The sequence below is a fragment of the Streptomyces sp. NPDC107517 genome, assembly GCF_055582645.1.
In genome coordinates, this window is the sequence record NZ_JBVJPM010000011.1 from 38,258 (window position 1) to 60,760 (window position 22,503).

The 22,503-nt window shown below is 70.8% G+C and carries 18 protein-coding genes and 1 other RNA gene; 18 read left to right on the forward strand and 1 reads right to left on the reverse strand.

Annotated elements, in window-relative coordinates:
- Positions 1–42 precede the first annotated feature (42 nt).
- From ftsX to dacB, 6 genes are all read left to right on the forward strand, one after another.
- On the forward strand, positions 43–960 hold the full coding sequence (gene ftsX, locus ACZ67T_RS24535; RefSeq protein WP_469986877.1) for a permease-like cell division protein FtsX: 918 nt from the start codon (positions 43–45) through the stop codon (positions 958–960).
- A 78-nt stretch (positions 961–1,038) separates the two neighbouring features.
- On the forward strand, positions 1,039–2,193 hold the full coding sequence (locus tag ACZ67T_RS24540; RefSeq protein ID WP_469986879.1) for a S41 family peptidase: 1,155 nt from the start codon (positions 1,039–1,041) through the stop codon (positions 2,191–2,193).
- 30 nt (positions 2,194–2,223) lie between these two features.
- A complete protein-coding gene (gene smpB, locus ACZ67T_RS24545; protein ID WP_469986881.1) occupies positions 2,224–2,766 on the forward strand; it encodes an SsrA-binding protein SmpB in 543 nt (180 codons plus the stop codon).
- Between the two features lie 115 nt (positions 2,767–2,881).
- Positions 2,882–3,251: a transfer-messenger RNA gene (ssrA, locus tag ACZ67T_RS24550) on the forward strand.
- 291 nt (positions 3,252–3,542) lie between these two features.
- Entirely contained in the window at positions 3,543–3,671 is a 129-nt protein-coding gene (locus tag ACZ67T_RS24555; protein WP_469986883.1) for a hypothetical protein, read from the forward strand.
- A 44-nt stretch (positions 3,672–3,715) separates the two neighbouring features.
- Positions 3,716–5,335, forward strand: a complete 1,620-nt coding sequence (gene dacB / locus ACZ67T_RS24560) for a D-alanyl-D-alanine carboxypeptidase/D-alanyl-D-alanine endopeptidase (protein ID WP_469986885.1) — start codon at positions 3,716–3,718, stop codon at positions 5,333–5,335.
- 37 nt (positions 5,336–5,372) lie between these two features.
- Here dacB and ACZ67T_RS24565 read toward each other — a convergent pair whose 3' ends face one another.
- Positions 5,373–6,629: an MFS transporter gene (locus ACZ67T_RS24565; protein ID WP_469986886.1), complete on the reverse strand. Its 1,257-nt coding sequence runs from the start codon at positions 6,627–6,629 to the stop codon at positions 5,373–5,375.
- A gap of 83 nt (positions 6,630–6,712) precedes the next feature.
- On the opposite strand from ACZ67T_RS24565, the gene ACZ67T_RS24570 reads away from it, so the two are divergent.
- From ACZ67T_RS24570 to ACZ67T_RS24625, 12 genes are all read left to right on the forward strand, one after another.
- The gene (locus tag ACZ67T_RS24570) at positions 6,713–7,723 is read left to right on the forward strand and encodes a LysR family transcriptional regulator (protein WP_469986888.1); all 1,011 of its coding nucleotides are present in this window, start codon (positions 6,713–6,715) and stop codon (positions 7,721–7,723) included.
- A gap of 213 nt (positions 7,724–7,936) precedes the next feature.
- A complete protein-coding gene (locus ACZ67T_RS24575) occupies positions 7,937–8,662 on the forward strand; it encodes a hypothetical protein (protein WP_469986890.1) in 726 nt (241 codons plus the stop codon).
- Entirely contained in the window at positions 8,663–10,837 is a 2,175-nt protein-coding gene (locus ACZ67T_RS24580) for a glycosyltransferase (protein WP_469986892.1), read from the forward strand. It begins immediately after the preceding gene.
- A complete protein-coding gene (locus tag ACZ67T_RS24585) occupies positions 10,834–12,045 on the forward strand; it encodes an acyltransferase family protein (protein WP_469986894.1) in 1,212 nt (403 codons plus the stop codon). The genes ACZ67T_RS24580 and ACZ67T_RS24585 overlap by 4 nt, the downstream gene beginning before the upstream one ends.
- Before the next feature lie 84 nt (positions 12,046–12,129).
- Positions 12,130–13,068 (forward strand): hypothetical protein, encoded by a 939-nt coding sequence (locus tag ACZ67T_RS24590; protein WP_469986896.1) that lies wholly within the window; start codon positions 12,130–12,132, stop codon positions 13,066–13,068.
- 218 nt (positions 13,069–13,286) lie between these two features.
- A complete protein-coding gene (locus tag ACZ67T_RS24595) occupies positions 13,287–14,639 on the forward strand; it encodes a nitrate/nitrite transporter (protein WP_469986897.1) in 1,353 nt (450 codons plus the stop codon).
- Between the two features lie 97 nt (positions 14,640–14,736).
- Positions 14,737–15,897: a uroporphyrinogen-III synthase gene (locus tag ACZ67T_RS24600; RefSeq protein ID WP_469986899.1), complete on the forward strand. Its 1,161-nt coding sequence runs from the start codon at positions 14,737–14,739 to the stop codon at positions 15,895–15,897.
- 181 nt (positions 15,898–16,078) lie between these two features.
- The gene (locus ACZ67T_RS24605; protein ID WP_469986901.1) at positions 16,079–16,666 is read left to right on the forward strand and encodes a CGNR zinc finger domain-containing protein; all 588 of its coding nucleotides are present in this window, start codon (positions 16,079–16,081) and stop codon (positions 16,664–16,666) included.
- A gap of 146 nt (positions 16,667–16,812) precedes the next feature.
- On the forward strand, positions 16,813–17,388 hold the full coding sequence (locus ACZ67T_RS24610) for a sigma-70 family RNA polymerase sigma factor (RefSeq protein ID WP_100593923.1): 576 nt from the start codon (positions 16,813–16,815) through the stop codon (positions 17,386–17,388).
- Complete coding sequence (locus ACZ67T_RS24615; RefSeq protein ID WP_469986903.1) at positions 17,385–18,185, forward strand: anti-sigma factor family protein; 801 nt, start codon at positions 17,385–17,387, stop codon at positions 18,183–18,185. The genes ACZ67T_RS24610 and ACZ67T_RS24615 overlap by 4 nt, the downstream gene beginning before the upstream one ends.
- 81 nt (positions 18,186–18,266) lie before the next feature.
- Positions 18,267–20,669, forward strand: a complete 2,403-nt coding sequence (locus ACZ67T_RS24620) for a HelD family protein (protein ID WP_469986905.1) — start codon at positions 18,267–18,269, stop codon at positions 20,667–20,669.
- 366 nt (positions 20,670–21,035) lie between these two features.
- A complete protein-coding gene (locus tag ACZ67T_RS24625) occupies positions 21,036–22,469 on the forward strand; it encodes an NAD-dependent malic enzyme (protein ID WP_469986907.1) in 1,434 nt (477 codons plus the stop codon).
- Positions 22,470–22,503 lie beyond the last annotated feature (34 nt).

Below are 22,503 nucleotides of genomic sequence, written 5' to 3' on the forward strand. Positions count from 1 at the left end.
CCCGTGAGCACCAGAGCACTGAGAAAGGCCTGAGCAGACGCCATGCGTGCCCAATTCGTCCTGTCGGAGATCGGCGTCGGTCTCCGCCGAAATCTCACGATGACCTTCGCGGTCATCGTCTCGGTCGCCCTCTCACTCGCCCTGTTCGGCGGCTCGCTGCTCATGCGTGACCAGGTGAGCACGATGAAGGGCTACTGGTACGACAAGGTCAACGTCTCGATCTTCCTGTGCAACAAGGGCGACGCCGAGTCGGACCCGAAGTGCGCCAAGGGAGCCGTCACCGCCGAGCAGAAGCAGCAGATCGTCTCCGACCTGGACAAGATGCCGGTCGTCGAGAAGGTCACCCACGAGTCGGCGGACCAGGCGTACAAGCACTACAAGGAGCAGTTCGGCGACTCCCCGCTGGCCAGCTCGCTGACGCCGGACCAGCTCCAGGAGTCGTACCGGATCAAGCTCAAGGACCCGGAGAAGTACCAGGTCGTCGCGACCGCCTTCGACGGGCGTGACGGGGTCCAGTCCGTGCAGGACCAGAAGGGCATCCTGGACAACCTCTTCGGACTCCTCAACGGCATGAACTGGGCGGCGCTCGCCGTGATGGCGCTGATGCTCGTCGTCGCGCTGATGCTGATCGTCAACACGGTGCGCGTCTCGGCGTTCAGCCGCCGCAGGGAGACCGGCATCATGCGCCTGGTCGGCGCGTCCAGTTTCTACATCCAGATGCCGTTCATCATGGAGGCCGCCGTCGCCGGAGTCATCGGCGGTGTGGTCGCCTGCGGCATGCTCCTCGTGGGCCGCTACTTCATGATCGACCACGGTCTGGCGCTCTCCGAGAAGCTGAACCTGATCAACTTCATCGGCTGGGACGCGGTCCTGGCCAAGCTGCCGCTCGTCCTCGCGATCGGCCTGCTGATGCCCGCGATCGCCGCTTTCTTCGCGTTGCGCAAGTATCTGAAGGTGTGACAAGACTCCCCGGGGATACAGGGCGCCGTGCGGTTCAACGAGCCGTACGGCGCTTCTCGTTGTCCTAGACTCACCGTCATGTCGGGCCCCGAACTGTTCTCCCGGCCCCGCCGCTTCGGCCGCGGGGCGGCCCTGACATTGGTCTTCGCGAGCGTCCTCGCGACCGGTGTCGCGACGGGTTCGTGGAGCGCCGACGGCCACAAGTCCGAGGAGCTTCCGGCAGGTTCGGTCACCGGCGCCGGACACGAGGACGTGAGAGACGCGGCCGCCGGAGCGATGGCCGACGGCAAGTCCCCTACGCAGGCTGCCGAGGAGGCCGTCAGCCGCAGCGGCGACCGATGGGGCGCGGTGTACTCGCAGGGTGAGTACAAGGAGTTCGAGCAGGAACTCGACGGCCAGTACACGGGCGTCGGCCTCTGGGCCCGGCGCACCGCCGACGGCCGCATCGAGGTCTCCAAGGTCGGTCCCGGGTCCCCCGCGGCCCATGCGGGCGTGCGCCCCGGCGACCGGCTCCGCACCGTCGACGGCCGGCCCGTCGACGGCCGCCCCGTCACCGAGGTCGTCTCCCTGCTGCGAGGCGAGCACGCGGGGACGGCGGTCCGGCTCGGCCTGGCGCGCGGCACGCGCGCGTGGACCGAGACCCTGCGCCGTGCGAACCTCGCCACCGAGTCCGTCACCGTCTCCCGCCTCCCCGGCGGCACCGTCCTGATCAAGGTCGCGGCCTTCACCAAGGGCTCGGGCGAGCGCGTGCGGTCCGCCGTGCGCGACGCCCCCCGCGGCGACGGCGTCCTTCTCGACCTGCGCGGCAATTCCGGCGGCCTGGTCACGGAGGCGGTCACCGCGGCGTCGGCGTTCTTCGACGGCGGGCTCGTGGCGACGTACGACGTACGCGGACGGCAGCGTGCCCTGCATGCCGAGCGCGGCGGCGACACCTCCAGACCGGTGGTCGCGCTCGTCGACAGCGGCACGATGAGCGCGGCCGAGCTGCTCACCGGGGCCCTCCAGGACCGTGGCCGCGCGGTCGTCGTGGGCTCGAAGACCTTCGGCAAGGGCTCGGTCCAGATGCCGAGCCGGCTCCCCGACGGCTCCGTCGCCGAGCTGACCGTCGGCCACTACCGCACCCCCACCGGTCGCGGCGTCGACGGACGGGGCATCACCCCCGACCTCGAGGCCGACGAGAGTGCGCGGCAGCGGGCCGAGACAGTATTGAGTGGCCTCGGGGACCCCTCATAGTGCGAAAATGGCCGCACTATGTCTAAGGGAATGTTCGTACCGAAGGAATCACAGCCCAAGCAGGGCGCGTCCGGTAAGTCCGCAAAGGGCGCTGACGGCAAGCGCAAGATCGTCGCGCAGAACAAGAAGGCCCGGCACGACTACGCCATCGTCGACACGTACGAGGCGGGCATCGTCCTGACCGGCACCGAGGTGAAGTCGCTCCGGCAGGGCCGTGCCTCGCTGGTCGACGGCTTCGTCCAGATCGACGGGAACGAGGCGTGGCTGCACAACGCCCACATCCCCGAGTACAGCCAGGGCACCTGGACCAACCACTCCGTGCGCCGCAAGCGCAAGCTTCTCCTGCACCGCGAGGAGATCGACAAGCTGGAGTCGAAGTCCCAGGAGACGGGTCACACGATCGTGCCGCTCGCCCTGTACTTCAAGGACGGCCGCGCGAAGGCGGAGATCGCGCTCGCCAAGGGCAAGAAGGAGTACGACAAGCGGCAGACGCTGCGTGAGCAGCAGGACCGGCGGGACTCCGACCGCGCGATCGCGTCGGCCAAGCGGCGGCAGCGGGCGCGGGAGCGCTGACGCCCCGCTCGGGTCCGGCCCGGTCCGCCGGGAATTAGCTGGCACCGTCGGCCGTTGGTCACGTACGATGGGTCATGTCCCGCTGGTGACGGGACACATTTTGAAAAATCAACATGGGGATGATCGGTTTCGACAGCGGCTGTCGAAGCAGGGGAAGCGTGTCGAGGAAGCGGCAATGATCTCGTTAACCATATGTCGCAACCTATAATCGCCAACACCAAGCGCGATTCCTTCGCCCTCGCTGCCTAAGTAGCGACTTGCGAAGTGTCAGCCCGGGGGTGATCCCGACCCGGATCCTGGCATCATCAAGGGATCTAAACTTCTAAGCCCGGTCACGGGGCCTAGAAGGAAATCAAACAGTGACTGAGCCCGTCGGAGACTTGTTCGCGTGATCTCCGGGGCTGAGAAAATCGAAGCGAACTGCACACGGAGAAGCCCTGATTCTGCACCGTTGGACGCGGGTTCGATTCCCGCCATCTCCACAGAATTCCCATGTGAGACCAAGGCCCGGCTGCATTGCAGCCGGGCCTTCGTCGTGCCATGGGTGCGCGGTTCTGTTGTGCGGCCCGGGTGCGCCGGGTCCTGGCCGCGGCTGACCGTCTTCCCGGGCAGCGCCGACTGCACGGTGAAGCCCGTGATCATGACAGGCCTGATGAAGCAGTGGACCGATGCCCGGGGCGCCGATCAGGCCGCCGACGGCATCGACGGCGTGGCCGGGTTTCCGCGCCAGGCCTTGCGCCGGGCTGACGGAAGCGGGGGCTGTGGAGACGTACGGCATGACGGCGACGGGGTACGGGCAGCCCGTCGAACCGGGGAGCGGGGCCGCGCAGTGCGGGACCGCGGGTGTCTGCATCGTGAACCTCTGCGCTGCCTACACCATCGGCCACTCGTGGGGACTCGGCTGACGCACCCTGTTCCCCGGCGCCGCGATCGTGGATGCTCCTGAGGCATGAGTAGACCCGATGGACCTGTGAGACGACTCCTCAATCCCCTGGCGCGTCAACGGCGTTACTTCGTCTGGCCCGCCCTCGTCGCGCTCGCGGCGGGCCTGACCTGGGGCTCACCGGCCGGTGCCGACGGTGACAGCACCGGCCTCCCCGAGGCCATAGACACCATCCTCGGCGACCCGTCCGTGGAGGGCGACGCGGCGAGCGTCGTCGTCGCCGACGCCGGGACCGGCGACATCATCTACCAGCACAACCCCACCGGGCGCCTGATGCCCGCGTCCAACACCAAGCTGCTCACCTCGACCGCGGCGACCGAACTCCTCGGAACCGGCTACCGGTTCACCACCGACGTGCTCGGCGACGGGCGGCGGCGGGGGAGCGTCCTCGACGGTGATCTGTATCTGCGCGGCACCGGCGACCCGACCGCCCTCGCCAAGGACTACGACGAGCTCGCCGCCAAGGTCGCGGCGTCGGGCGTGAAGTCGGTCAGCGGGAACCTCGTCGCCGACGACACCGCGTTCGACAGCCAGCGCCTCGGCCGCTCCTGGGCCGCCGACGACGAGTCCTCGTACTACTCGGCACAGATCTCCGCCCTGAGCGTCGCGCCCGACACCGACTACGACACCGGAACGGTGATCGTCGAGGCCTCGCCGGGCGCGAAGGCGGGGGACAAGCCGAAGATCAGCCTCACGCCGAAGACGCATTACGTCGACATCGACGTGCGGGCCACGACCGTCGCGGCGGGCGGTGACGACACCCTCACCGTCGAGCGGCAGCACGGCACGAACACCGTCACCGTCAGCGGCACCGTTCCCGTCGGCGGATCCACCACCAAGGAGTGGGTCACCGTCTGGGAGCCCACCGGCTACGCGGCCTCCGTCTTCCGTGACGCGCTCGCCGCGCACGGGGTGAAGGTGTCGGGCGGCACGAAGCTCGGGCGTGCCGCCCCGAAGGGCGCCGTGCGGATCGCCACGCACGACTCCATGCCCCTGAAGGACCTGCTGATCCCGTTCATGAAGCTGAGCAACAACATGCACGCCGAGATCCTCACCAAGGCCATGGGTGCGAAGGCGACCGGCCGCCCCGGGAGCTGGGACGACGGGCTCGCGGCGATCAGCGGCTATCTGAAGGGCATCGGCGTCGACACCGGGCGGCTGCGGCAGGCCGACGGGTCCGGGCTCTCCCGGATGGACAGCATCCCGGCGGGCCAGATCGCGAAACTGCTGGTCGCGGTCCGCTCCGAGCCGTGGTTCGGCGACTGGTACACGTCGCTGCCGGTGGCCTGCGACCCGGACCGGTTCGTCGGCGGCACCCTGCGTTCGCGGATGTGCAAGACACCGGCGGCGCTCAACGCCCGTGGCAAGACCGGGTCGTTGACCGGCGCCTCCGCGCTCTCCGGCTACGTCAAGGACGCCGGCGGACGCGAACTCGTCTACAGCATCGTCCAGAACAACTATCTGGTCGACTCGGTGAAGCCCCTTGAGGACGCGATCGTGGTGACGCTCGCGAAGTCCGATGCCGACGCGGCGGTGGCGGTGAAGCCGCGCTCGCTGCGCTCCGTGCCGGTCTCCGAACGCAAGGGCGACCTGGAGTGCTCATGGCGCAAACCGGCCGTGTGCTGACGGGGGCGGGTGCGAGTGAGGGAGAGGGCGCGGGTGACTACGTACGGTTGCGTGCCTCGCTTCGTACGTAACCGGTGAGCGCCAGTACGAGCGCGCACGCCGACGCGGCGGCCGGGATCACGTAGCCCGCGGTGGGGCCGAACCGTTCCACCGCGGAGCCGCCCGCCGCCGCGCCGCAGGCGATGCCCCCGAGCAGGCCGGTCACGGCGAGGGTCATGCCCTCGTTCAGCTGGCCCTCGGGGGTGCGGGTCTGGACCAGCGTCATGCCCGTGACCATCGTCGGGGCCGTCGCCATGCCGGCCACAAGGAGAGCCCCGGCGACCACAAGGAGAGAGCCGGTGAGCGCCGCGAACAGGGGGAGGGTCAGCAGGACGGTCATCGCGGCGACGCACCACGGGTGGCGTCGCGCCGCGGGACCGGCCGGCCGTACGGCCCCGTAGACCAGCCCCGCCACACAGGACCCGGCCGCCTGCAGTGCGAGGACCGCGCCGGCCGCCGCCTTGTGGCCCCTCTCGTCCGCGAACGCGATCGTGACCACCTCCATCGAGCCGAACACGGCCCCGGTGGCGAGGAACGACGCCAGGAGAACGGGCATCCCGCGCGCGCGGAGGGGCGATTTCGTGGCCGTGCGCCCATGGGTGGGCGGTTCCGTGGCGCGCTGCGCGGCGAAGACGAGCACACCGGTGAGCAGCAGGACCGCGCCGATCAGGGTGCCGGCCTCCGGGAGGAGTGCCCCGCACAGGAAGGCGGCGAGGACCGGGCCGAGCATGAAACACAGCTCGTCCGCCGCCTGTTCGAAGGAGTTCGCGGTGTGCAGGGCGGCCGGGTCGCCCTTGAGGAGATGGGCCCAGCGGGCGCGTGACATGCCGCCCGTGTTGGGCGTGGTGGCCGTCGCCGCGTAGGCCGCGAAGAGCGTCCAGTCGGGTGCTCCGTAGTGCACGCAGAGGAGGAGCGCGAGCGATCCGCAGACCGCGACCGCCGTGGCGGGCACGGCGATCCTGGCCTGCCCGCACCGGTCCACGAGGCGCGCCGTCCACGGGGCGACGACCGCGGTCGCGGCCATCCCGGTCGCGGTGACGGCCCCGGCGAGCGTGTACGAGCCGCGCGCCCCGGCGATCATGATGACGGCGCTGACGCTGAACATGCCCATGGGGAGCCGGGCGAGGAGGTTCCCGAGCGTGAAGGCGAGCGCGCCGGGGGTGGAGAGCAGTCGGACGTACGGGGAGCGGCTGGGCCGTGTCGGGGCGGTGGGGACCGGGGGAGCGGTGACGGGCTCGGATATCGCATCGGGCATGTGATCAGCGTCGTCGTGGGCCGCGCGCCCGGTCCAACACCTTCTCCGTACCGATTCACGCGCCCGCGTTGTAAGTTCGCCGGATGCCCGACCAGCCCGCCGCGCCCGGCACCCCGGCCCCCGCCCACCTGGAGCCCCGGCTGCTGCGCGCCTTCCTCGCCGTTGCCGAGGAGCTGCACTTCACCCGTGCCGCCGCCCGGCTCTACGTCGCTCAGCAGGCCCTCAGCAGGGACATTCGCCGCCTCGAACGCGAGCTGGGCGTCGAGCTGTTCGCGCGGAGCACGCGCCAGGTCGCCCTGACCGCGGAGGGTGCGCGGCTGCTGCCGTACGCGCGGCGGGTGCTGGACGCGCAGGACGAACTGCTCGCCGCCTTCGCGCGCCGCCCGGCGGCGGGGACGCGGCCGCTGCTCGTCGACGTGAACAGCCCCGGCCTCGTCTTCGAGCGCATCCTGGAGCGGGCCCGCGAGTTCGCCCCGGAGTGCGAGCTGATGGCCCGCTACGAGAGCGGCCTGACCGGGGCCGCCGCCGAGATGACGGCGGGTCGCCTGGACGCGTCGTTCGGGCGGTACGCAGGGCTCGACCCGGCGGTGCGGGCGCGCCTTTCGCAGCAGCCCGTGCGGTACGAGCCGATGACGGTGGTCCTGCCCGAGGACCATCCCCTCGCCGCCCTGGAAGCAGTGCCGCTCGCGCGGCTCGCGGGCGAGAAGGTGTACGCGGGCGCGGGCAATCCCCGTACACCGGAGTGGACCGACCTGGCCGGGCGGCTCTTCGAGGGGCGCGGGATAGCGGTCGCGCCCCCCGCGCCGTTCGCCGTGGGCGTCGAGGAGTTCCGGCGGATCATGGCCAAGACGGGGACGCCGGTGCTCGCCGCGGGGGACTTCCCGGCCATGCCCGGCTCCGTCGTGCGGCCCCTTACCGACCCCGTACCCCTGTCACCTGTGTCGCTGGTGTGGCCGACAGGGCTCGTGCACCCGGGGATCGACGCGCTCCGTGCGGCGGCGGCCACGCTCGCGGAGGAGAACGACTGGCTCCTTAAGCCCTCAGGCGCCTGGATTCCCGGCATAGATGCACTCATCATGATGAATGGGGACTGAGGATCGGGCGCGGCGGTCATCCGCGTGCGCTACATTCGTCGTCCGAGCGCATTGTGATAAGGGGGGCGCTCGGATCGGGTGGGGGCCCGGTCCGAACGACGAGTGCTCGGTACGTCGTGCGCGCACCCATATTCATGTCCTTGGGGGGATGTGCGTACGGTGGAACACTGGCAAGAAAATGCCCGTTCTGGGCAGACTCACGACCCTAATGAAGTGACGGTCCAACTCGACGGCGCAGGACGCCAGTTGGGCGAACTGATCACTGCGCGGCGCGCGGGCGCCGGCGCGGCCGACAAGGAAGTCCCGGTCTTCGTGGACGACTCGGGCCGGCGCGGTCGCAGGTACCGCCGCTTCGGCGCGATCGTCGGGATGATCTGCGCGGTCTACGCCGTGGTCATCGTGGCGACGCTGCTCTCCGGAAACTCGAACGCTCCCTGGCTGCCCATCACGGGCGAGGACCGGGACAAGCCCGCGGGCAAGGTGGACACGCCGCGGCTGCCGGCCGACCCGGCGGCCGGGCCGTCCTGGCCGACGGGAGCCACGGCCGGTCCCAGCGCTTCCGGCACAACGGGAGCGGTGGCCGGCGAGCCGGGTGCCCGCTCGTCGGCCAAGCCCGGGGCCAGCGAGAGCGCCGAGCCGGGCGACAAGCCCGGCAAGTCGTCCTCCCCGAAGCCGTCCGGCGGCCCCGCCAAGCCCGACCCGGGGCACTCGCCCGACGCCCCGGGCCCCGGCCCCTCGCAGGAGCCCAGCTCACCGGGGTCCGGCGAGCCGTCCCCGTCGGACAGCGGACCGCCCGTCGAGCCGACGCAGTCCCCGGCCCAGGGCGGCACCGAGACCGTCGCGGCACCGCCCGCCGAGTCGTCGGTCGCGCCCGTCGACCCGAGCCAGAGTCCGGCCGGACCGTCGTCGGCCTCGTCCCCGGAAAGCGGCATCCTGTAAATGTCCTCCCGCCCACGCAGCAGCCGCAGGGCGTCGCGTCGCCGCCGCCTGCCCATGCGCTACCTGCTTCCGTCGCTGCTCCTTGTCGCCCTGCTCGCGATGCTCATGCTCCGCGGGTACGTGCACAGCGAGATCCTCGCCGACCACCGCGTCCGGCCGCCCGCCGCCACGGATCACGTGCCCGAGAAGATCCTCGACGGCGGACCCGTCATCGACACGCGCGGCGGGCGTGAGACCGGCATGAGCGTGCCCGACCACCGGCTCGTCCTCACTTTCGACGACGGCCCCGACCCGCAGTGGACCCCGAAGGTCCTCGACGTCCTGAAGGAACACCACGCGCACGGCGTCTTCTTCGTCACCGGCACCATGGCCTCCCGCTACCCGGACCTGGTCAAGCGCATGGTCGACGAGGGGCACGAGGTCGGCCTGCACACCTTCAGCCACCCCGACCTCTCGTACCAGTCCAAGAGCCGCATCGACTGGGAACTCACCCAGAACCAGACGGCCCTGGCGGGCGCGGCGGGCATCCGCACCTCGCTGTTCCGGCCGCCCTACTCGTCGTTCGCCGACGCCATGGACGACAAGTCGTGGCCGGTGACCAAGTACATCGGCAGCCGCGGATACATCACCGTCGTCAACAACACCGACAGTGAGGACTGGAAGCGCCCCGGCGTCGACGAGATCATCCGCCGTGCCACGCCCCAGGGCGGCAAGGGCGCGATCGTCCTGATGCACGACTCCGGAGGCGACCGCGCGCAGACCGTCGCCGCCCTCGACCGGTTCGTGCCCCAGCTCCAGGGCCAGGGATACGACTTCGTCAACCTCACCGAAGCGCTCGGGGCGCCCAGCGCCCACACGCCCGTGCACGGCCTCGAACTGGCCAAGGGCAAGGCGTGGATCTACGCCGTCGAGGCCTCGGACCAGGTGACGGACGTCCTTGCCGTAGGACTCGCGATCACCGGCGTCCTGGTCTTCACCCGCTTCGGCCTGATGCTCCTCCTGTCCGGCGTGCACGCCCGCCGCGTGCGGGGCCGCGGATTCTCCTGGGGGCCGCCCGTCACCGAACCGGTGTCGGTCCTGGTCCCGGCGTTCAACGAGGCCAAGTGCATCGAGAACACGGTGCGTTCACTCATGTCGAGCGAGCACCCCATCGAGGTCGTCGTCATCGACGACGGCTCGACGGACGGCACGGCCCGCATCGTCGAGGATCTGCGCCTGCCGAACGTCCGGGTGGTCCGCCAGCACAACGCGGGCAAGCCGGCCGCGCTCAACAGGGGCCTGGCCAACGCCCGGTTCGACCTGATCGTGATGATGGACGGCGACACGGTCTTCGAGCCGTCCACCGTCCGCGAGCTCGTCCAGCCCTTCGGCGACCAGAGCGTCGGCGCGGTCGCGGGCAACGCGAAGGTCGGCAACAAGGACTCCCTGATCGGGGCCTGGCAGCACATCGAGTACGTGATGGGCTTCAATCTCGACCGCCGCATGTACGACATGCTGCGCTGCATGCCCACGATCCCCGGGGCCGTGGGAGCCTTCCGCCGCAGCGCCCTGGAGCGCATCGGCGGCATGAGTGACGACACGCTCGCCGAGGACACCGACGTCACGATGGCCCTGCACCGGGACGGCTGGCGCGTGGTCTACGCCGAGAAGGCCCGCGCCTGGACCGAGGCCCCGGAGTCGGTCCAGCAGCTCTGGTCCCAGCGCTACCGGTGGTCGTACGGCACGATGCAGGCGATCTGGAAGCACCGCCGCTCCGTGATCGAGCCGGGCCCCTCCGGGCGCTTCGGCCGCATCGGGCTGCCGCTCGTCGCCCTCTTCATGGTCCTCGCGCCGCTCCTGGCGCCCCTCATCGACGTCTTCCTGCTCTACGGCCTCGTGTTCGGCCCCACGGAGAAGACGATCGTCGCCTGGCTCGGCGTCCTCGTCATCCAGGCCGTCTGCGCGGCGTACGCCTTCCGGCTCGACCGCGAACGCATGACCCATCTCATCTCACTCCCGCTCCAGCAACTCCTCTACCGGCAGCTGATGTACGTCGTGCTGCTCCAGTCCTGGATCACCGCGCTCACCGGCGGCCGACTGCGCTGGCAGAAGCTGCGGCGTACCGGAGGCGTGGGCATGCCGGGCGCGGCACCGCGTAATCGCCAGAACGTGGCAGATCGGAAAGCAGTGGCATGACCAACCCGCCGATCCCTGTCGGGCAGATGCCCGCCGAGCACCTCACCATTCCTGCGCAACCCGCGGTGACAGAACCCCGGCGCGCTCCGGGAAGGGACCGCTACTTCGACTTCCTCCGGGCTCTGGCCCTCTTCCGCGTCGTGTTCTACCACTTGATGGGCTGGGCCTGGCTGCCGATCGTTTTCCCCTCCATGGGCGTGATGTTCGCCTTGGCGGGCAACCTGATGGCCCGTTCCCTCAAGCGTCCAGCCGCTCAGGTCATACGAAGCCGGATGCGCCGGCTGCTGCCTCCGCTGTGGCTCCTGGGCGCGATCGGGCTGTCGGGGATGCTGCTTCAGGGCTGGGGTCCCGATTCCGATGGTCATCCGGGCTGGTGGTGGCTTCACCTCACCTTCTGGATCGTGCCGCTGAGTGATCCGCCCTACGCCGAGGGACTGCACGGAATCCACGGCGTCCTCGGCGACGACTGGGCCTCGGAACTCGCGGGCCCGCTCTGGTACATCCGTGCCTACCTGTGGTTCGTCCTGCTGTCACCGTTCCTGCTGCGGGCCCTGCGCGCACTCCCGTGGGCGACGGTCCTGTCCCCGATCGCACTGTCGGCGGCCCTTGAGTTCGGCTGGATCACCATTCCGTACGTGCGGATCGACTCCGACGTCACCGATTTCAGCACGTTCGGCGCCTGCTGGCTCCTGGGCATGGCGCACCAGGAAGGCGTTCTTCAGCGCATCCCGCGCTATGTCTTCCCGTCCGTCGTCCCGGCCATCGCGTGTCTGGGCCTGTGGTACGCGTTCACACACGGCTTCAGAGAGGGCCACGACCTGGACGACATCCCGTTCGGGCAGTCGCTCTGGTCGTTCTCGACGGTGTTGCTGCTCCTGCACTTCAGCCCCTCGTGGTCGCAGTGGCCCCGGCTGCTGCGCCCCTTCGACAGGCTGATCACTCTGCTCAACTCCCGGGCCGTGACGATCTACTTGTGGCACAACGTGTGCATCCTCATCGCCGCGACGATGTGGGATCAGCTGTGGAACGTCGACATGATGTGGCGGCACTTCCCCCGGCTGCTGGAGAGCCCGTGGCCCGTACTCGTCGTTGTCTGGGTGCTCGTCTCGGTCTGCATCCTGGCGTTCGGCTGGGTCGAGGACCTGGCCGCCAGGCGGAGCCCGCGGCTGTGGCCGAACGGCGTCAAGAAGCGGGCACATAGTCGTTAGGCGGGGTTGTGCGGCCGGTGGGGGTGGGGGAGGTTGGGGCGTGAGCGACCAGTGACCGCAGGACCACGAGGGGAACCCGGACCGATGACACAGCCTCCCGGCCAGCCGCCGCAGGACGGATCCGGGCACCACCCGGCGTACGGGCCGCCGCAGGCGCCGTCCGGCGGCGGGCAGGACAACCCGTACGCCGGCGCGCCGACCCCGCCACCGGCTCCGCCGCAGATGCCGCAGACCCCGCCACCGGCACCGGCCCCTCAGGGCCGGCCCGGCTATGGGGACCAGCCCGCTTACGGGGACCGGCCCGGCTACGGCGACCAGTCCGGATACGGCGCTCAGCCTCCCTACGGTCATCCCCCGCAGGGCCAACAGCCTTACGGGCAGCCCTCGTACGGCGGGCAGCCGCCCTACGGCGGGGGTGCCTATCCGCCACCACCCCCGCAGGGCGGCGGTGGCAAGCGCCGGACGGCTGTCATCGTCGGGTCCGTGGTCGCGGCGCTCGTCGTGATCGGCGGCGGGATCTTCCTCGCCACGAACAGCGGCAGTGGCGACGACAAGCCGCTGAAGGCGAAGGAATCCGTGTCCGCGGAGCCCAGCGCCGACGAGAGCGGGTCGGACGTTCCCTCCGAGGACCCCACGACCGGCGATCCCGCCACCGAGGACCCCGTGGAGGAGCCCACGGATGCCACGGGGACGGCACAGGAGCGGCCCGCGGGGTCCATCGGCTATCAGGGGCAGTGGCAGGACGAGCAGGCCAGGACCCTCACGGTCGGCGACAAGGTCGCGACCGGCACGGCCAAGGGCAAGTACAGCGTGTCCTACATCGACGCGGGCGGTAAGGGCATCTGCACCGGCATCGGCGAGAACCGCAGCGGCGGGGCGTTCCGGATCGCCGTCAAGTGCATGGGCAAGGACACCGGCGACGAGGTCTTCGGCGCGAACCTGACGCAGGCCGACGACGTGGTCACGCTGAAGTGGGACAAGGGCGGCTCGGCCAGCCTCAAGTGGGCGGGCACCACGACCTGACCCATGCCCACGGCCTGACCCATGCCCACGGCCTGACCCATGCCCACGGCCTGACCCGCACCCACGACCTGACCCACGCCGTGGAGCGAAGCTCACCGCCGGACCCCGCGCCCGGTGAGAGCAACGTTCCCCGGCGGTCACGGTGCGGCACAGTGCGGTAATCCCGCCTCCCTACGTTCGAGGTCATCAGCCGAGAACCGTGACCCTGGAGGCGTGTGATGGCAGCCCGGAGTTGGATCCAGAGGTGGGATCCGGAGGACGAGACGTTCTGGTCGCGCGAGGGCGGCGAGCAGGTCGCGCGGCGCAATCTCGCGTTCTCCATCCTGTCCGAGCACATCGGGTTCTCGATCTGGACCCTGTGGTCCGTGATGGTCCTGTTCATGGGGCCCGAGTACGGCATCGACCCGGCCGGCAAGTTCTTCCTGGTCTCGATGGCCACACTGGTCGGGGCGGTCGCCCGCGTGCCCTACACCTTCGCCGTCGCCCGCTTCGGCGGCCGTAACTGGACGGTCATCGCGGCGAGCCTGCTCCTCATCCCGACGGCCGCCGCGTTCGCCGTGATGGAGCCGGGGACCTCGTACACGACGTTCATGGTGTGCGCGCTGCTCACCGGGGTCGGCGGCGGCAACTTCGCCTCGTCGATGACGAACATCAACTCCTTCTTCCCGCTGCGGAAGAAGGGCTGGGCGCTCGGCCTGAACGCGGGCGGCGGCAACATCGGCGTCCCCGTCGTGCAACTCGCCGGGCTCGCCGTGATCGGCGCGAACGGCGGGCCGCGCGTACTGCTCGGGATCTACCTCCCCCTCATCGCGGTGTCGGCGATCTGCGCCGCGCTGTTCATGGACAACCTCGCGACCGTGAAGAACGACACCGGCGCGGCCAAGGAGGCCGTGCGTGACCCGCACACGTGGATCATGTCGGTCCTCTACATCGGGACGTTCGGGTCGTTCATCGGCTACAGCTTCGCGTTCGGGCTCGTCCTGCAGACGCAGTTCGGCAGGACGCCGCTCCAGGCCGCGTCGATCACGTTCATCGGCCCGCTGCTCGGCTCCCTGATCCGGCCTGTGGGCGGCCGGCTCGCCGACCGGTTCGGCGGCGCCCGCATCACGCTGTGGAACTTCGTCGCCATGGCCGCCGCCACCGCCGTGGTCGTCCTCGCGTCGACGCAGAAGTCGCTGCCGCTGTTCACCACGGCGTTCATCGCCCTGTTCGTGCTCACCGGCCTCGGCAACGGGTCGACGTACAAGATGATCCCCGGCATCTTCCAGGCCAAGGCGGCGGCCCGAGGGCTTGCGGGGGAGGAGGCCGCGGCGTACGGGCGGCGCCTGTCCGGGGCGTCGATGGGACTGATCGGCGCGGTGGGCGCGCTCGGCGGGCTCGGTATCAACCTCGCCTTCCGCCAGTCCTTCCAGACCGCGGGCACCGGCACGGGCGCCTTCGTCGGGTTCCTCGTCTTCTACGCGGTGTGCTTCGCCCTGACCTGGGCCGTATACCTTCGCCGCCCGGCCGCGGCGGAGGCTCCCGTCGAGGCCGCGGAGACGGAGCCCCGCCTCGGCTACGCCGAGGTGTGACGTAACACCGCTGACATCATGGGGAACCGAGCCCGTCACGGGATCTTGACAGGCTCGGTCGACCCCGGCAGAACCACCCGAGCGGGACGAGAGCCACATGTACGACGCACAGCAGGGCCCCCCTGCGGGGCAGCACGGCCCCCTCGCGGGCTTCACCGTGGGCGTGACCGCCGCGCGCCGCGCCGACGAGCTCGGCGCGCTGCTCCAGCGGCGCGGCGCGGCCGTCCTGCACGCGCCCGCGCTGCGCATCGTCCCGCTCGCCGACGACAGCGAGCTCCTCGCGGCGACCAAGGACATCGTCGACCACGCGCCCGACGTCGTCGTCGCGACCACCGCCATCGGGTTCCGCGGCTGGGTCGAGGCCGCCGACGGCTGGGGCCTGGGCGAGGCGCTCGTCGCCCGGCTGCGCGGCGTGGAGCTGCTCGCCCGCGGGCCCAAGGTCAAGGGCGCCATCAGGGCCGCCGGACTCACCGAGGAGTGGTCCCCGTCGTCCGAGTCGATGGCCGAGGTCCTCGAACGGCTCCTCGACGAGGGCGTCGACGGCCGCCGGGTCGCCGTCCAGCTGCACGGCGAGCCGCTGCCCGGGTTCGTCGAGGCGCTGCGCGAGGCGGGCGCCGACGTCGTGGGGGTGCCGGTGTACCGCTGGATGCCGCCGGAGGACATAGGGCCCCTCGACCGGCTGCTCGACGCGACGCTCAGCCGGGGCGTCGACGCGCTCACGTTCACCAGCGCGCCCGCCGCCGTGTCCCTGCTCTCCCGGGCCGAACTGCGGGGACAGCTGCCGGAGGTGCTCGACGCCCTGCGCCACGACGTCCTGCCCGCGTGTGTCGGCCCCGTCACCGCGCTGCCGCTCCAGGCCCACGGCGTGGACACGGTGCAGCCCGAGCGCTTCCGCCTCGGACCGCTCGTCCAGCTCCTGTGCGCCGAACTCCCGGGCAGGGCACGTGCGTTGCCGATCGCGGGCCACCGCGTGGAGATCCGCGGCCAGGCCGTCCTGGTCGACGGCGACCTGCACCCCGTACCGCCCGCCGGGATGTCGCTCCTGCGTTCCCTCTCGCGCCGCCCCGGCTGGGTGGTCCCCCGCGCCGAACTCCTGCGCGCGCTGCCCGGCGCGGGCAGCGACGAACACGCGGTGGAGACGGCGATGGCCAGACTCCGTACGGCCCTCGGCACCCCCAAGCTGATCCAGACGGTGGTCAAGCGCGGCTATCGCCTGGCCCTGGACCCGGCGGCGGACTCCAAGTACGGGACGGACTGAGTCGGCTCGGCGTGCGGTGAACGCTGTGCTCGTCGAGGTCCGCCGGCGGGCCCGCGGCGGCAGGGCGGCCCGTGCTGCGCACATGGCGCTCGGTGTCCCGGGCCGGCCCGTCCGTGAACCCTTCGTGAGGGGGCCGGTACCAGGGGTTCCGGCGGTGCGTGCAGGCGGGCACTGTAGGGGCATGGCATCGCCATCGTCCTCGTCCTCGTACGAGCTGCGCTTCGACTCCGGACGCAGTTCGCTGGATCTCCTGGCCACGGCGCACCCCGACGAACGGCTCGACTCGGTGGGGCGGTTGCGGGCCTGGCTGGTCGGCTCGGGGCTCGTGCCCGCGGACACGCCGCTCCGGGACGCCGACGCCTCCTGGCTCGCCGCGATGCTCGAACTGCGCGGCCATATCGGCCAGTTGGTGCGCGGCGAACTCGACGGCAGGCCCGCGTCCGCCGCCCTGGAGCGGGTCAACGCCCTCGCCCGCGCGGCGCCGCCCGCACCCCGCGCGACCCGCGGCGCCGACGGCACCCTCGCCCGGGCTCTGCACGCCGACCCCGGCTGCGGCGAGCTGCTCGCCGCCGTCGCCCGTGACGCCGTGGAGCTCCTCACGGACCCGGTCGCCCGCTCCTGCCTGCGCCGCTGCGAGGGCGACAGCTGCCCGATCATCTATCTCGACACGTCCCGGGGGCGGCGCCGCCGCTGGTGCTCCAGCGAGGTGTGCGGCAACCGGGAGCGGGTGGCGCGACACCGGCGCAGGGCGGCACTCGCCCGGGCCTGAAGATCACCCGAAGGCCTCCTCGAAACCCCTTTTGGCATGTCCCGGCAGAACGATTGAACACATCGCGGGCCTCTTACGTACTGGGGTGCGTCCAGCCGAGCGGCGACAGAGCCGGAACGCTCAACCAGGGGACAGCGGAGGTAGGCGTGCGCAAGGATTCCGCCGTGGCCGATGAACGCCCGCCGAGGGCACGACATCGCGCGCCGCAGCCTCCTGAGCCCGACGAGGAGCTGATGCGCGCGCTCTACCGTGAGCACGCGGGTCCACTTCTGGCCTATGTGCTCAGGCTGGTGGCGGGAGACCGGCAGCGCGCCGAAGATGTCGTGCAGGAAACGCTCATCCGTGCCTGGAAGAACGCCGGTCAGCTCAACCGAGCGACCGGTTCGGTACGCCCCTGGCTGGTGACGGTCGCCCGGCGCATCGTCATCGACGGCCACCGCAGCCGGCAGGCCCGGCCGCAGGAGGTCGATCCGTCGCCGCTGGAGGTCATCCCCGCGGAGGACGAGATCGACAAGGCGCTGTGGCTGATGACCCTTTCGGACGCGCTCGAGGACCTGACGCCCGCCCACCGCGAGGTGCTGGTGGAGACGTACTTCAAGGGGCGTACGGTCAACGAGGCGGCCGAGACACTCGGTATTCCCAGCGGAACGGTGCGCTCACGGGTGTTCTACGCGCTGCGTTCCATGAAGCTGGCGCTGGAGGAGCGGGGGGTGACGGCATGAGTGCCTCGTACGACGACTACGGACCGCATGGGTCCGGTGACGTTCACGAGACGGTCGGCGCCTACGTGCTCGGCGTCCTCGACGACGCCGAGGCGAGCGCCTTCGAAGCGCATCTGGCGGGCTGCGAGCTGTGCGCGCGCCAGCTGGAGGAGTTCGCCGGCATGGAGCCGATGCTCGCCGCGCTCGCGGACATCCCCGAACCGCAGGGCACCCCCCGCAGAGCACACCTCGGTGCGCAGCTCGGCGCCCGCCCGAGCGACCGGCTCGCCGGCCGGCTCTTCGACGAGGTGGCGCAGAAGCGCGCACGCAAGCGCCGGCGCGGGATGTACCTGGTGGCGGCCGCCGCCGCGCTGATCATCGGCGGCCCGCTGACCGTGCTCGCCGTGAACGACGGCGGGACGGACCAGGTCGCCGAGGGGGCCCACCCCACCAGCCCCGCCCAGGACGCCTTCTTCAACCACATGGACGAGAAGGTCAAGGCGACCGACCCGGTCACGAAGGTGACCGCCACCATCGGCATGGAGAAGAAGGCCTGGGGCACCCACACCGTCCTGGAGCTGAAGAACGTCACGGGCCCGCTGAAGTGCTCCCTGATCGCGGTCGGGAAGAACGGCCAGCGCGAGACGGTCACCACCTGGTCCGTCCCGAGGTGGGGCTACGGCATTCCCGACAGCAAGCACGTGGCGTCGAAGTACCCCTTGTACGTGCACGGGGGCGCCGCGTTCGAGCGCAACGCCATCGACCACTTCGAGGTCGAGACCCTCGACGGCAAACGCCTCGTGGAGGTCGACGCGTAGCCCCGGCAGCAGGATGCGTAGCCTCCCGGGCCTCCCTTCGCGTACCTTTGACGGCTGCCCAGCACGTCAGAAGGGGGCCCGGTGGCCGCTCAGGCTCATCAGCAGACCGCGCTCGACCAGGACCGCGATTCCGTACGGGATCGCGAGATCGGTGTCGAACAGGAACACCTCGACCAGGTGTACCGCCGGCTCGAGGAAAAGATCCACGAGGCCGAGTTCCTGATGAACGACGCGGCCCAGCGGGGGCAGGTCGGCACGCCCGGCGCCCTCGCCGAGCGCGACGCCCAGGTGTTCCGCGCCGGAGTCCACCTGAACCGTCTCAACAACGAGTTCGAGGACTTCCTCTTCGGCCGGATCGACCTGCTGCTCGGCAAGGACGGCAAGAAGGGCCCCGACGGCGCCTACACGGCCGTGGAGCCCGCGGAGGGGACCGTCAGCGAGGACGCGGACGGGAAGCGGACCGCCGACATCGCCGAGACGCTCCACATCGGCCGGATCGGTGTCCTGGACGCCGACTACTCGCCCCTGGTCATCGACTGGCGCGCGCCGGCCGCGGCGCCCTTCTACCGCTCGACCCCGGTCGATCCGGGACGGGTCGTACGCCGCCGGGTCATCCGCTCCAAGGGCCGCAAGGTGCTCGGCGTCGAGGACGACCTGATGCGCCCGGAGCTGACCGCGTACCTCGACGGCGAGCAGCTGCCCGTCATCGGCGACGGCGCCCTGATGGCCGCCCTCGGCCAGGCCCGCAGCCACACCATGCGCGACATCGTGGCGTCCATCCAGGCCGAGCAGGACCTGGTGATCCGGGCGCCCGCCGCCTCGGTGACGTACGTGGAGGGCGGCCCCGGCACCGGCAAGACCGCCGTCGCCCTGCACCGCGCCGCGTATCTGCTCTACCAGGACCGCCGCCGGTACGCGGGCGGCATCCTGATCGTCTCCCCGACCCCGCTCCTCGTCGCCTACACCGAGGGCGTGCTGCCCTCGCTCGGCGAGGAGGGCCAGGTCGCGATCCGCGCGGTCGGCTCACTGGCCGACGACGCCTCCGGCGCGGAGGCCACGGTCTACGACTCCCCGGCGGTGGCCCGCGTCAAGGGCTCCTCGCGGATGCTGCGCGTCCTGCGCAAGGCCGCGCGCGGAGCCCTGGAAATGGGGACCGTGGCGGCGCCGCAGCCGAGGCAGGGCCAGCTGGCCTTCGGCGACGACGACCCCGACGGGGACGAGGCACAGGCCCCCGCCGAGCAGCCCACGCGCCTGCGCGTCGTCGCCTTCGGCCGCCGCCTCGAACTGGAGGCCGCCGACCTGGCGAGGATCCGCCAGAACGCGCTGAGCGGCACCGCCCCCGTCAACCTCCTGCGCCCGCGCGCACGCAAACTCCTCCTGGACGCCCTGTGGTCGCAGTCCGGCGCGGGCACCCGCCACAGCGACCCGGAACTCGCCGCGGAGCTGCGCTCCTCGTTCGACGACGACATCACCTCCGAGGACGACTTCCTCCGCTTCCTCGACGCGTGGTGGCCCGAGCTCACCCCGCGCGGCGTCCTCGCCGCGATGGGCGACGAGCGCCGCCTCGGCCGCTGGGCCCGCCGGATCCTCAACCCCGGCGAGGTCCGCAAGGTCGCCCGCTCGCTGCGCCGCGACGCCCTGTCGGTGCACGACGTGGCGCTCCTCGACGAGCTGAACGCGGTACTCGGCACCCCCGTACGCCCGAAGAAGAAGCGCGAGTACGACCCTCTGGACCAGCTCACCGGTCTGGAGGAGCTGATGCCCTCGCGCGAGGAGACGCAGCGCGAGCGCGCCGAGCGCCTGGCCCAGGAGCGCACGGAGTACGCGCACGTCATCGTCGACGAGGCGCAGGACCTCACGCCCATGCAGTGGCGGATGGTCGGCCGCCGCGGCCGGCACGCGACCTGGACGGTGGTCGGCGACCCCGCCCAGTCGTCCTGGTCGGACCCGGACGAGGCGGCCGAGGCCCGCGACGAGGCCCTCGGCTCCCGCCCGCGCCGCCGCTTCACGCTCACCGTGAACTACCGCAACCCGGCCGAGATCGCCGAGCTCGCCGCCAAGGTCCTCGCGCTCGCCATGCCGGGCTCCGAGTCCCCCTCGGCGGTCCGCTCGACGGGCGTGCGCCCGCGGTTCGCGGTCGTACGGGACGGCCTCGGGCACACCGTCCGCGAGGAGGCGGCGCGCCTGCTCGACCAGGTCGACGGCACGGTCGGCGTCGTCGTGGCGATGAACCGGCGGGACGAGGCGGCGCGCTGGCTGTCCGGCCTCGGCGACCGCGTCGTCGCACTCGGCAGCCTGGAGGCCAAGGGCCTGGAGTACGACGCGACGGTCGTCGTCTCGCCCGCGGAGATCGCCGACGAGTCCCCGGCGGGCCTGCGTGTCCTCTACGTGGCGCTGACCCGTGCCACGCAGCAGCTCACGGTCGTTTCGGGCAGCCGCGACGAACCCGACGCGGACGGGGTGCCGGACCTGCTGCGTGAATGAGTTCGAGGGATGGGAATTGCCTTACGGGGATCCTTTGTTACCTTGGACGTGGCACCGACTCGATCCAAGCCCCCGGGCCCAACCTTCGTCGCTACGAGCGACCACTTGCCGCGAGGCGAGCATGGCGGGTCGGTGTCATGAACGTAAGTGAGAGGTCCACGTCACCTGGTGGCGTGGACCTCTTTCTGTTTCCTGCCACTTCTCGTATGGTGGAAATAACTTTCCGAAAGTGCGCGGCCGGGATGCTGTCCGGGCGGCGAACAAAACGTTCGCAATCCGGGGCGGCTACCACGTACTCGGCGGTAGGTGCGACGATCGGACGGAAAAACAGCAGCAGCCACACGGTGAAAGCAGAGGAAGTCGGCCATGGCAACGGCGCCCAGCGTCTCCTACTCGATGACGGTCCGCCTTGAGGTGCCCGCCAGCGGAACAGCGGTATCCCAACTCACGACGGCCGTGGAGTCCCACGGAGGCTCGGTGACCGGTCTCGACGTGACGGCGTCCGGCCACGAGAAACTCCGGATCGACGTCACGATCGCCGCGAGCTCCACCTCGCACGCCGACGAGATCGTCGAGGGCCTGAGCGGCATCGAGGGCGTCATCCTCGGCAAGGTCTCCGACCGTACGTTCCTGATGCACCTCGGCGGCAAGATCGAGATGCAGTCGAAGCATCCCATCCGCAACCGTGACGACCTGTCCATGGTCTACACGCCGGGTGTGGCCCGCGTGTGCATGGCGATCGCCGAGAACCCCGAGGACGCCCGGCGTCTGACGATCAAGCGGAACACCGTTGCGGTCGTGACGGACGGCTCCGCCGTGCTCGGCCTCGGCAACATCGGCCCGATGGCCGCCATGCCGGTCATGGAGGGCAAGGCGGCCCTCTTCAAGCGCTTCGCCGACATCGATGCCTGGCCGATCTGCCTGGACACCCAGGACACCGACGCGATCGTCGAGATCGTCAAGGCCATCGCCCCCGGCTTCGCGGGCATCAACCTCGAGGACATCTCCGCGCCGCGCTGCTTCGAGATCGAGGCCCGCCTGCGCGAGGCCCTCGACATCCCGGTCTTCCACGACGACCAGCACGGCACGGCCATCGTCGTCCTCGCCGCCCTGACGAACGCCCTGCGTGTCGCGGGTAAGGCCATCGGCGACATCCGCGTCGTCATGTCCGGCGCGGGCGCGGCCGGCACGGCGATCCTCAAGCTCCTGATCGCGGCCGGCGTCAAGAACGCGGTCGTCGCCGACATCCACGGTGTCGTGCACGCGGACCGCGCAGACCTCGTCGACGCGAAGAGCGATTCGCCGCTGCGCTGGATCGCCGACAACACCAACCCCGAGGGCCTCACGGGCACGCTCAAGGAGGCCGTGCGCGGCGCCGACGTGTTCATCGGAGTCTCCGCTCCGAACGTGCTCGACGGGGACGACGTGGCGGCCATGGCCGAGGGTGCGATCGTGTTCGCGCTCGCGAACCCCGACCCCGAGGTCGACCCCGCAATCGCCCGTCAGACGGCGGCAGTTGTGGCCACGGGCCGCTCGGACTTCCCGAACCAGATCAACAACGTCCTCGTGTTCCCGGGCGTCTTCCGTGGCCTCCTCGACGCCCAGTCGCGTACGGTCAACGCGGAGATGATGCTGGCCGCCGCGGCCGCTCTGGCGGACGTGGTGAGCGAGGACGAGCTCAACCCGAACTACATCATTCCGAGCGTCTTCAACGACAAGGTCGCGGGCGCCGTCGCCGGAGCGGTGCGTAACGCCGCGAAGGCCGCCGGCGCCGCTGTGACAGGCGCCACGGCCTCCTGAGGCCCGGCGCGTCGCGGAATGCGGGGCCCCTGGC

Excerpts from the sequence above, each read along its gene's own strand:
- smpB (WP_469986881.1), top strand. The coding sequence starts at position 2,224 with ATGTTCGTACCGAAGGAATCACAGCCCAAGCAGGGCGCGTCCGGTAAG.
- ACZ67T_RS24585 (WP_469986894.1), top strand. The coding sequence starts at position 10,834 with ATGACCAACCCGCCGATCCCTGTCGGGCAGATGCCCGCCGAGCACCTC.
- ACZ67T_RS24580 (WP_469986892.1), top strand. The coding sequence starts at position 8,663 with ATGTCCTCCCGCCCACGCAGCAGCCGCAGGGCGTCGCGTCGCCGCCGC.
- dacB (WP_469986885.1), top strand. The coding sequence starts at position 3,716 with ATGAGTAGACCCGATGGACCTGTGAGACGACTCCTCAATCCCCTGGCG.
- ACZ67T_RS24565 (WP_469986886.1), bottom strand. The coding sequence starts at position 6,629 with ATGCCCGATGCGATATCCGAGCCCGTCACCGCTCCCCCGGTCCCCACC.
- ftsX (WP_469986877.1), top strand. The coding sequence starts at position 43 with ATGCGTGCCCAATTCGTCCTGTCGGAGATCGGCGTCGGTCTCCGCCGA.
- ACZ67T_RS24625 (WP_469986907.1), top strand. The coding sequence starts at position 21,036 with ATGGCAACGGCGCCCAGCGTCTCCTACTCGATGACGGTCCGCCTTGAG.
- ACZ67T_RS24590 (WP_469986896.1), top strand. The coding sequence starts at position 12,130 with ATGACACAGCCTCCCGGCCAGCCGCCGCAGGACGGATCCGGGCACCAC.
- ACZ67T_RS24605 (WP_469986901.1), top strand. The coding sequence starts at position 16,079 with ATGGCATCGCCATCGTCCTCGTCCTCGTACGAGCTGCGCTTCGACTCC.
- ACZ67T_RS24540 (WP_469986879.1), top strand. The coding sequence starts at position 1,039 with ATGTCGGGCCCCGAACTGTTCTCCCGGCCCCGCCGCTTCGGCCGCGGG.
- ACZ67T_RS24595 (WP_469986897.1), top strand. The coding sequence starts at position 13,287 with ATGGCAGCCCGGAGTTGGATCCAGAGGTGGGATCCGGAGGACGAGACG.
- ACZ67T_RS24570 (WP_469986888.1), top strand. The coding sequence starts at position 6,713 with ATGCCCGACCAGCCCGCCGCGCCCGGCACCCCGGCCCCCGCCCACCTG.
- ACZ67T_RS24615 (WP_469986903.1), top strand. The coding sequence starts at position 17,385 with ATGAGTGCCTCGTACGACGACTACGGACCGCATGGGTCCGGTGACGTT.
- ACZ67T_RS24555 (WP_469986883.1), top strand. The coding sequence starts at position 3,543 with ATGACGGCGACGGGGTACGGGCAGCCCGTCGAACCGGGGAGCGGGGCC.
- ACZ67T_RS24600 (WP_469986899.1), top strand. The coding sequence starts at position 14,737 with ATGTACGACGCACAGCAGGGCCCCCCTGCGGGGCAGCACGGCCCCCTC.